This is a genomic window from Kitasatospora indigofera (assembly GCF_014655955.1).
GTDB lineage: Bacteria > Actinomycetota > Actinomycetes > Streptomycetales > Streptomycetaceae > Kitasatospora > Kitasatospora indigofera.
Window position 1 is genome coordinate 1 of the sequence record NZ_BNBO01000107.1, and the last position, 6,523, is coordinate 6,523.

Genomic DNA, 6,523 nt, shown 5'->3' on the forward strand with positions numbered 1-6,523 from the left:
CGGAGGCTGGGGGAGCCGCGCGCTGATCCGCCGCGAATTGTCAGACACGGCCTAGTGCCACAGTCCTGACGCGTTTGGCCGCGCCCATGGCGCCTGCTCGTGGTGGTCGTCGCCTCAGACCGCACACCGGCGGGTAGACTTCCCGCTGTGAGAGCTGACGCCGCGCGGAACATCCAGGCTGTGCTGACCACCGGAGCGCGGATGCTGGCCGCCGACCCGGGTGCCAGCATCTCCGCCATCGCCGCGGCGGCGGGGGTGGACCGGCGCACCGTGTACCGGCGGTTCACCTCGCGCGAGGACCTCCTCGCGGCCGTCTACGCGGCCCGCCTGGAGGCCGTCGAGCACGCCATCGCCGACGCCCGCCTGCGTGAGGCCCCCGTCGCCGTCGCCCTGCACCGCTACGTGGAGAACATCATCGAGGTCAACCGGACCTGGCCGGTGGACCTCACCCGCATGCTCGCCGACCCGGAGAGCCGTGCCCGCCGGGACGTCGCCGTCGCCGAGGTGGACGCCTTCCTACGACGCGCCACCGACGAAGGCCTGCTCCGAGACTCCCTGCCGGCCGGCTGGGCCGCGGCCCTGCTGCCGGAGCTCATGCACCTGGCGGCCCGGCAGGAACCCGGCCTCGCGGCCGGCCCGGCGGCCGACCTGGTCGTCGCCACCCTGCTGAAGGGGATCGGCGCGTGAAGGGGATCGGCGCGCCCTGACCCGGGGACGCTCCGCCCGGGACCCACAGCCCGGGACCCACAGCCCGGGGACCTGAGCCCGGAGACCTGAGCCCCGAGTCCGGCGGCCCACGGCCGGCCCGGCCCGCCTCCGCGGCCGCGACACCCTTGGGCGAACCGTCCGGACGGCCCTCGGCCAGGTGTGACCCAGCCATGATGACGTGGGCCGCACTCTGCATATACGCTGCTCGACATGTGTCGGCCCGGGCGAGGCAGGTGTGCACTCGCGTCACCGCTCCCGTGATGTCGAAGGATCGCGTGACAGCCCGGCCGGCGCAGCACGTGTGACAAGCGCGGCCACCCGGCCGCACACCCGGACGCACACCCGGCTCGACGGTGCCCGGGCCTCGGGCGGGTCCGGGCGTCGGGCGGGTCCGGGCGTCGGAGCGGCCGGGAGCGGCCGAGCCGCCGGGCGGGCCCGGTGGCCGAGAGGATGGGGACGACATGGATCCACTGGTCGGGGTGTTGGTCGGCCGGCAGCGGGAGCGGGAGGCACTGTCCTCCTTCGTGGGGGCGGCCGGCGGCCGCTCGCTCGTGCTCAAGGGCGAGAGCGGTGTGGGCAAGAGCGCCCTCCTGCAGCACATCGCCGACCTCGCCGCCGGGGAGGACCACCAGGTGGTGCGGGCCGCCGGCGTGGAGGCCGAGTCCGACTTCGCGTTCGCCGGGCTGCACCAGTTCCTGCATCCGCTCCTGCCCCATGTCGAGCGGCTGGACGCCGGCCGGCGCGCGGTCTTCGACGTGGTGTTCGGGCGGGACGAGGGTCCGGCTCCCTCCGTGATGGCCCTCGCCATCGCCGTCCTGGACCTGCTCGCACTGGCGTCGTCGCAGAAGCCGCTGCTGCTGGTCCTCGACGACGGCCACTGGTTCGACGCGGCCAGCGCGGAGGTGTGCGGCTTCGCCGGGCGGCGGCTGACCGGCAGCTCGGTCAAACTCGTCGTCGGCCTGCGCTCCGACCTGCCCTCGCGGTTCGACACGGCCGCGCTGCCGGTGCTCGACGTCACCGCCCTGTCCGAGGCGGACTCGGAGGCGCTGCTCGACCTGCACCACCCGGGGCTGGACGCCAGGATCCGGCCCGTCGTCCTCGCCGAGGCGCAGGGCAACCCGCTGGCGCTGCTCGAACTGCCGCCCTTCCTCGGCAGCCGGTCCGCGACCGGCCCCGGGGAGCTGCCCCGCGGGCACGGAGTGCCACTCCCCCGCCGGCTCGAATACCTCTACGGCACCCGCATCGCGGCCCTCAGCGCGCCGGTGCGGGCGGAGCTGCTGCGTGGCGCGCTGGACGGGGTGGGGTCGGGCAGGGCGGCGCACACCACCCGGGGGACCCGGTACCGCATGACCGACGCCGACGAGGCGGCCGCCTGCGGCCTGCTGGACATCGACCGGTCGAGCGGGGACTTCGTCTTCCGGCACCCGCTGGTGCGGTCGACGGTCGTCCAGACGGCCACCCCCAACGAGCGTCGCGAGGCGCACGCCGCCCTCGCCCGGATGTACCGGGACGACCTGGAGCGGCGGGCCACCCACCTGGCGGCCTCGGCGGTCGATCCGAGCGAGCAGGTCGCGGCCGAGCTGGAGGCCGCCGCGAGGTCCACGACCAGGCGCGGCGGTGCACTCGCCGCCATCGCGTGGCTGACCCGCGCCGCGGAGCTGAGCGAGAGCCGCGAGGAGCGGTCGCGGCGCCTGGCCGACGCCGCCTTCATCGCCGGGCAGGCGGCCCTGCCCGACCAGGCACGGCGGCTGGCCCGTGCCGATCCCGTCCAGGACGGGCGGGACGTTCCGGCCTCGGTGGTGGCCTCCGCCTACGAGGCGCTGTACCGCGACGGCGAGGTCCGCTCGTCCCGCCGACAGGTGGTGGCGGCGCTGGAGGCCCTGCGGGACGACCCCGGGCCGGGGGCCGGGGAGGTCGAAGTCCGGCTGGTGAACCTGCTGATGGTCACCTGCCAGTACGCGGCCGACGCCGTGGCCTGGCAGCAGGCGCGCGACCTCGTCGGCACGCTCGGGGAGCGGGTCCCGGTGCTGTCGCTGATCTACCGCGACGCCTGGAGCGACGTGGTGCGCCACGGGGCCGGCGTGCGCCGGCGACTGGACCGGGCCTTCGCCGGGCGCGCCCTGCTCGACCCCTGGGACGTGGTGCGGTTGAGCGTGGCCGCCTACCACCTGGACGTGCTGGGCCCGCACCGGCCGTACCTCCAGCGTTCGGTGGACCGTGAGGTGGAGACCGGTGTCACGGCTGCCGCCATGACCATGCTGCACCTGATCATGCTGGACCAGACGGCCTCCGGCGCCTGGGAGGAGGCGGAGCGGACCGGAGTGCGCGGCCTGGACCTCGCCGTCGAACGCGACCACGCGCTCTTCGCGTACCACAGTCGTGCCTACCTCGCTCAACTCGCGGCGATGCGGGGGCAGGTGGAGCGCGCACGCGAACTGCAGACCGCGGTCGACGCCTGGGCCCGTCCGCGCGGGGTGGGGTTCCTGACCCAGATCGCCGACGCCGTCGGCACCATGGCGGCCCTGAGCGAGGGCGACTACGAGGCGGCCTACCTCTACGCGATCGGCATCACCGCCCCGGGTTCGTTCGAGCCCTGTGCCCACCAGGCCTCCCGGACCTTGCTGGACCTGGTCGAGGCCGCCCTGCACACCGGGCGCGCGGAGCAGGCCCGTCGGCACGCCCTGGCCGCCCAGGAGGCCGGCCTGCCCGCCGTCTCGCCACGGCTGGCCCTGATCACCTACGGGGCGCTGGCGATGACGGCCGAGGACGAGCAGGACGCGACCGCCCAGTACGAACGGGCCGAGTCGCTCGCGGACAACGCGGGCTTCCCCTTCGAACTGGCCCGCATCCGGCTGGCCCGTGGCATCCGCCTCCGGCACGCCCAGGGGCCGAAGGCCGCCCGTCAGGCACTCACCCGGGCGGCCGAGGCCTTCGAGCGGCTCGGCGCGACGCCCTGGGCGAACCGGGCCCGGGCCGAGCTCCGGGTCTCCGGGATGTCCACCCGGCCCTCGTCCGCGGCGGGGCTGACCTGGCAGGAGCACCGGATCGCCGGTCTCGCCGCGAGCGGCCTGACCAACAAGGAGATCGGTGAGCGGGTGCACCTGTCCCCGCGCACGGTCAGCTCACACCTGTACCGGGTCTTTCCCAAGCTCGGCATCACCACCCGCGCGGCGCTGCGCGACGCGCTGGGCAACGCGCCGGAGGGGAGTGACACTCGGGGTCCTGCCGACGGAGCTTGACGGTCAGTGGCGGCCGGGGCCGGGCCCGGTGGGCCGGACGCCCCGCCGGTCGAGCCAGCCGAGCACGTGGTCGGCGACGAACCGCCAGCCGCTGTCGACGACCAGCGAGTGGCCCCGGTCGGCGAACTGCTTGAGGTCCGTCAGGGCCGTGGAGTCCCCGTACTCCTTGTAGACGGTCCGGGTCACGACGTCGGGGACCAGCAGGTCCTCCTGGCCCGAGACCAGCAGCAGCGGGCCGCGGCCGGTGTTGCCGGTGTCCACCAGGGCGCCCGTCCTGCGGGGCCGGCCGGCGCAGCCGAGGTCGTCGAGCAGGCGGCGCGGGACAGGCACCGCGTAGCTGTCGTACAGCCGCTCGGCCTCCCCGGGGCCGGCGGCGTTGGCGAACACCTCGCGGAAGCGCCGGGGAGAGAGCAGGACCGGCGCCCGGGAGGTCTCGTCGGCGGACCCGGGGCCGGTGTGCAGCGCGATGCCGTTGATGGGCGCGGGGGCGATGGCGACCGCCGCCTGCCCCAGCCGGGCCCCGATCAGGTGCTGGGCGACCAGTCCGCCGACCGAGTGCCCGACGATCACCGGAGGGACCTCGAAGGAACGTACGACCTCGGCGAAGTGCTCGGTCAGGTCGTCCAGACCGAGGTCGGGGACGGCCTCGGGACGCTCGCGCGCCTCGCGCGCGGTGGGCGCTTCGCCGGGCCACCCGGGCGCGCAGGCGGCGTAGCCGTGTCCGGCGAAGCGCGCCGTCCAGGACTCCCACGACCTCGCGTGCAGCCACGCGCCATGGATGAACACGACGGGAGTACGGATCACCACTGGTCCTCCGAGCCTGATGACGGCCTGCACCGATGCGGCCACCACCCCAGCTTGCTGGAGGGTGCTTCGTGGGGGATCAGTCGAATGACTGAAAGTGACCGGGCGCGGACGCAGCCGGCCGGCGGGCGGGTCCGGCGGGGCGCGGGCGGCGGTCCGGGACGGCCCGGCGACGGACACCGGACCGGACAGCGGACCGGACACCGACGTGCGTCACCGGTGGTGGAGGTACGTGTGGGGCTGACCGTCAACTTACGGATGTGTGCCGCGGCGTGGGCGTCGAGAGTGGGTGTCGCCAGCCACCGTCATTCGAGAGGACCATGCGGCATGAGCGACGACCAGCCCGGAGCGAGCGGGCACCCGGCGGCCTCCCCCGGCCCGCTGTCCCTGGACATCCACCAGCTCGTGGGCTTCTGCGGACAACGGCGCTCGCTGCGCGCGGAGTTCCGGTTCGACCCGGCCGCCGCGCTGGTCGTCACGGTGACCTTCGTGGCGCCGGAGGGCCGGATCCCCTGGGTGATGGGCCGGGACCTGCTGGACCAGGGCCTGTCCGTGCTCGGCGGCCTGGGGGACGTGCAGATCTGGCCGGTCGGCCCGGAGGGGGCGCGCACCGCTCGGCTGCAGCTCAACCACCGCGACGGGATGGCCCTGTTCGAACTCCCGCTGCCCCCGCTGGTCCGGTGGCTGGCGGCCACCTACCGGCGGGTGCCCGCCGGTGCCGAGCTGCGGGACGTGGACTGGGACGCCTGGGCCGCCGCCCTGCGCGAGTCGCCCGAGGTCCGCTCGGACTGACGGCGCCCAGGCCCCGGACGCGGCCACCGCTCCCCTCGTAGGGAGCCGGGGCCCCCGCCCGGCCCGGCCACGGCGATCTGCGGCCGTCTGCGCCCTCCCGGGGCGCGGGCGGCCGCTTCGCTGTCGTGGGCCGGGCGACGGGCGACGGGCGGCCCTGCGCCAAGGCCGCCAGGGCCGCCAGGGCCGCCAGGCACCGTACCCGCCCGGTGAGGCCTCGTCGGTTCACGGTGGTCCCACCGACCCACGACAGCGCCGCGGCCCGTACCCCTGGACGGAGTACGGGCCGCGGCGCCGGTGCGGGTCGGGTCAGTGCCGGTCGGCGGGGCCGCAGCGGAAGCCGGCCGCGTCCGCGATGTCACCGCCCCGGTAGCGCGGGACGGACGGGTAGGGACACAGGTTGCGGCTGACGCTCCGGCCGGTGGCGGTGGTCAGCGTGGCCGGCAGTGTCTTCGGTGCCTTGCCGTGCTCGACCCAGGCGGTCAGGGCCGCCAGGCCGCTGTTCTGGCCGTTGAGCCCGCAGTGGGCGGTGCCCGGCGCGAGGAAGAGGCGGTAGAAGTCGTCGGTCTTCTTCGCGCCGCCCGTCCGCTGCTCGACCTGCTGACGGTACTTCACGGTGCCGTCCGTCGGGATGTACTGGTCGGCGGTGCCGTGGTACGTCAGGAGCTTGCCACCGGCCTTGCGGAAGGCGGACAGGTCGGGGTCGTCCGTCCCGATGACCTTGTCGTACTCGCGCTGGGACTGCTGGAAGAGCTGGGTGAACCGGTCGTAGGTGATGGTCGAGACGTCGAACGCCGGCTGCTTCTTCAGCCAGGAGGACACCCACTCGGCCGGGACGGGGAAGGGCGTGCCCACGGGCTTGCCGTCGGTGCCCGTCGTCGTTCCCGCGAGGCCGCTCAGGTCGGCCCCGACCGGGACGCCGGCCCACAGCTTCTGCCCCGACGGGGTGCGCGGGCCGTCCCAGATCCGGCGGACCACCTCGG

General features: G+C 75.1%; 5 protein-coding genes. 3 read left to right on the forward strand and 2 right to left on the reverse strand.

The genetic code is table 11. From position 1 onward, the window contains the following. Positions 1 to 201 precede the first annotated feature (201 nt). Both IE329_RS39385 and IE329_RS39390 read left to right on the forward strand, forming a co-directional pair. Entirely contained in the window at positions 202 to 687 is a 486-nt protein-coding gene (locus IE329_RS39385; protein ID WP_190215882.1) for a TetR family transcriptional regulator, read from the forward strand. A gap of 482 nt (positions 688 to 1,169) precedes the next feature. Beyond that, positions 1,170 to 3,947 (forward strand): helix-turn-helix transcriptional regulator, encoded by a 2,778-nt coding sequence (locus IE329_RS39390; RefSeq protein WP_190215878.1) that lies wholly within the window; start codon positions 1,170 to 1,172, stop codon positions 3,945 to 3,947. Positions 3,948 to 3,950: 3 nt separating this feature from the next. Here IE329_RS39390 and IE329_RS39395 read toward each other — a convergent pair whose 3' ends face one another. After that, complete coding sequence (locus IE329_RS39395; protein WP_190215879.1) at positions 3,951 to 4,751, reverse strand: alpha/beta hydrolase; 801 nt, start codon at positions 4,749 to 4,751, stop codon at positions 3,951 to 3,953. 327 nt (positions 4,752 to 5,078) lie between these two features. Here IE329_RS39395 and IE329_RS39400 point away from each other — a divergent pair, with 327 nt between their 5' ends. Further along, positions 5,079 to 5,543, forward strand: coding sequence for an SsgA family sporulation/cell division regulator (locus tag IE329_RS39400; RefSeq protein WP_190215880.1), 465 nt, complete (start codon positions 5,079 to 5,081; stop codon positions 5,541 to 5,543). 306 nt (positions 5,544 to 5,849) lie between these two features. Here the strand turns inward: IE329_RS39400 and IE329_RS39405 are convergent. Beyond that, positions 5,850 to 6,523, reverse strand: a 674-nt coding sequence (locus IE329_RS39405) for a tannase/feruloyl esterase family alpha/beta hydrolase (protein WP_190215881.1), incomplete at its 5' end; no start/stop codon positions are given.